The sequence below is a fragment of the Streptomyces sp. WAC06614 genome, assembly GCF_003949795.1.
Classification (GTDB): domain Bacteria; phylum Actinomycetota; class Actinomycetes; order Streptomycetales; family Streptomycetaceae; genus Streptomyces.
On sequence record NZ_RPRY01000595.1, the window covers coordinates 1 to 2,124 of the forward strand.

The following is a 2,124-nucleotide window of genomic DNA, read 5'->3' on the forward strand; positions in this document are numbered from 1 at the left end:
GTCCCCGAGCAGATGCCCCCAGCCGTCGGCGCGGCGCCACCCGGTCGTCATGTCGGTGCCCAGCGCGATCATCCCGGTGCCCGCCGCGACCACCACCCCCGGCCGCGCCCCGAGCGCCCCCGCGTACGCGGCCACCGCGTCGGCGGCCAGCACCAGGTGGCGGGCCCCGATCCGCTCGGCGAGCGGTCCCGGCAGCCGCTCGGCGAGGTCCTCGCCGAGCGAGGCCATCCCCGTCGCCCCGACCGCGAGCGCCTCCACCGAACGGGCCCCGCCGCGCCGCAGCAGCACGTCCAGCGCCGGCAGCAGCGTCTCCAGCAGAGCCGCGGCGTCGATGCCCCGGGGGCCGGTACGGGTGGGGACGGGCCGCTGGACCTGGGCCACGACCCGGGGCCGCCCCTGGACGTCGAGCCGGGCCAGGGCCGTACGGATCCCGGTGCCGCCGACGTCCACGCCGACCACCCGGTCACCGCCGACGGCACGGGGGGCGACAGTGCTCGTTCGACCGGAGCGGTCCACCCGGGCTCCTCCTGACACGGGACGGCGCGTCCCCTCAGTGTGCCGCCGTACCCGGACCCCCGCTCCCCCCGACACGGGGGCGCCGCCCCGGGGCCCGGAGCCCGGGGCAGGACGCGTCGGGGGAGGGCAGGGAAAACGGGTTGCCGGTCCGGAGCCCGGTCACGGACGATCGTCCGTCGTGACAACGTCCCGATTCGCCGCCGTACTTCCCGACCTCGCCCCGTGGCGTTCCAGCCGGGACTTCCGGCTGCTGTTCTTCCAGGGGGTGGTCACCTTCTTCGGCAGTTTCATGGCGCTGATCGCCCTGCCGCTCCAGATCAAGGAGCTGACCGACTCCCCGCTCGCCGTGGGTGCCATGGGCGCCGTCGAACTGGTCCCGCTCGTCGTCCTCGGCCTCTACGGCGGAGCCCTCGCCGACGCCGTCGACCGCCGCAAGCTGATCCTGCTCACCGAGGCCGGTCTCGGCCTGCTCGCGCTCGTCCTGCTGGTCAACGCCCTGCTGCCGCAGCCCCTGCTGTGGCCGCTCTACGTGGTCGCCGCGGGGGTCTCGGGCCTGACCGGACTCCAGCGGCCCGCGCTCGACTCGTACATGGCCCGGATCGTCCCGCACGACCAGCTGACCGCCGCCGCCGCGCTCAACGCCCTGCGCTACCAGATCGGCGCCATCGCCGGCCCCTCCCTGGCCGGCCTGACCGTCGCCTACGCCGGCCACGCCGCGGCCTACGCCGTCACCGTGACCGGATTCGCCCTCTCGGTGCTGCTCTGCTCCCGGCTCAGCCCCGCCCCGCCCTCGCACGACGCGGAGCGGCCCTCGCTGGGCGGCATCCTGGAGGGCGCGCGGTACGCGTGGAGCCGGCCGGTGCTGCTCGGCACCTACGCCGTCGACCTGGCGGCCATGTTCTTCGCCTTCCCCAACACGATCTTCCCGTTCCTGGCGGACGAACTGGACGCCACCTGGGCGATCGGGCTGATGTACGCGGCCGGCTCGGTCGGTTCGCTGCTGCTGGGCCTGACCAGCGGATGGGCCTCCCGGGTCCACCGGCACGGCCTGCTGGTGGTGTTCGGCGCCGCGTCCTGGGGCCTGGCCGTCGCCGCGGCCGGCTGGTTCGGCAACATCTGGGTCGTGCTGGTGTGCCTGGCCGTGGCGGGCGCCGGTGACATGCTCAGCGGTCTGGGCCGCGCCACCATCTGGAACCAGACCATCCCCGAGGAACTGCGCGGCCGGCTCGCCGGCATCGAGGTGCTCTCGTACAGCGTGGGCCCCCAGCTCGGCCAGCTCCGCGCGGGCGCCGTGGCCGGCTGGACCGGCACCCGCAGCGCCTTCTGGAGCGGCGGTCTGGCCTGTGTGGGGTCGGTGGCCCTGCTGGCGGTCCTCCTGCCGAAGCTCATCACGTACGACGCCCGCACCGACGAGGACGCCCGGCGCCGCCGCGCGGCCAAGGAGGCGGCGGCCGCCCCGGCGGCCTGATCGACCGCCCGTCAACCTCCGGGCGGCCACCACGAGATGGAGTGGTTCCGGGGCGGTCTACGCGCGTTCCGGTGATCATCGCCGCCGTCGGGCGGTGAGGGTGTGCCCATGATCTCCGAACCCACCCCCCGCACCACCCC

Annotated in this window: 2 protein-coding genes; one reads left to right on the top strand and one right to left on the bottom strand. The window is 75.3% G+C overall.

Going from position 1 to position 2,124, the window contains the following annotated elements:
- Positions 1 to 516 (bottom strand): BadF/BadG/BcrA/BcrD ATPase family protein (locus tag EF918_RS35065; protein ID WP_369009107.1); only part of this gene is annotated, 516 nt, incomplete at its 3' end.
- Positions 517 to 694: 178 nt separating this feature from the next.
- Here EF918_RS35065 and EF918_RS35070 point away from each other — a divergent pair.
- Positions 695 to 1,984, top strand: coding sequence for an MFS transporter (locus EF918_RS35070; protein WP_125652895.1), 1,290 nt, complete (start codon positions 695 to 697; stop codon positions 1,982 to 1,984).
- Positions 1,985 to 2,124 lie beyond the last annotated feature (140 nt).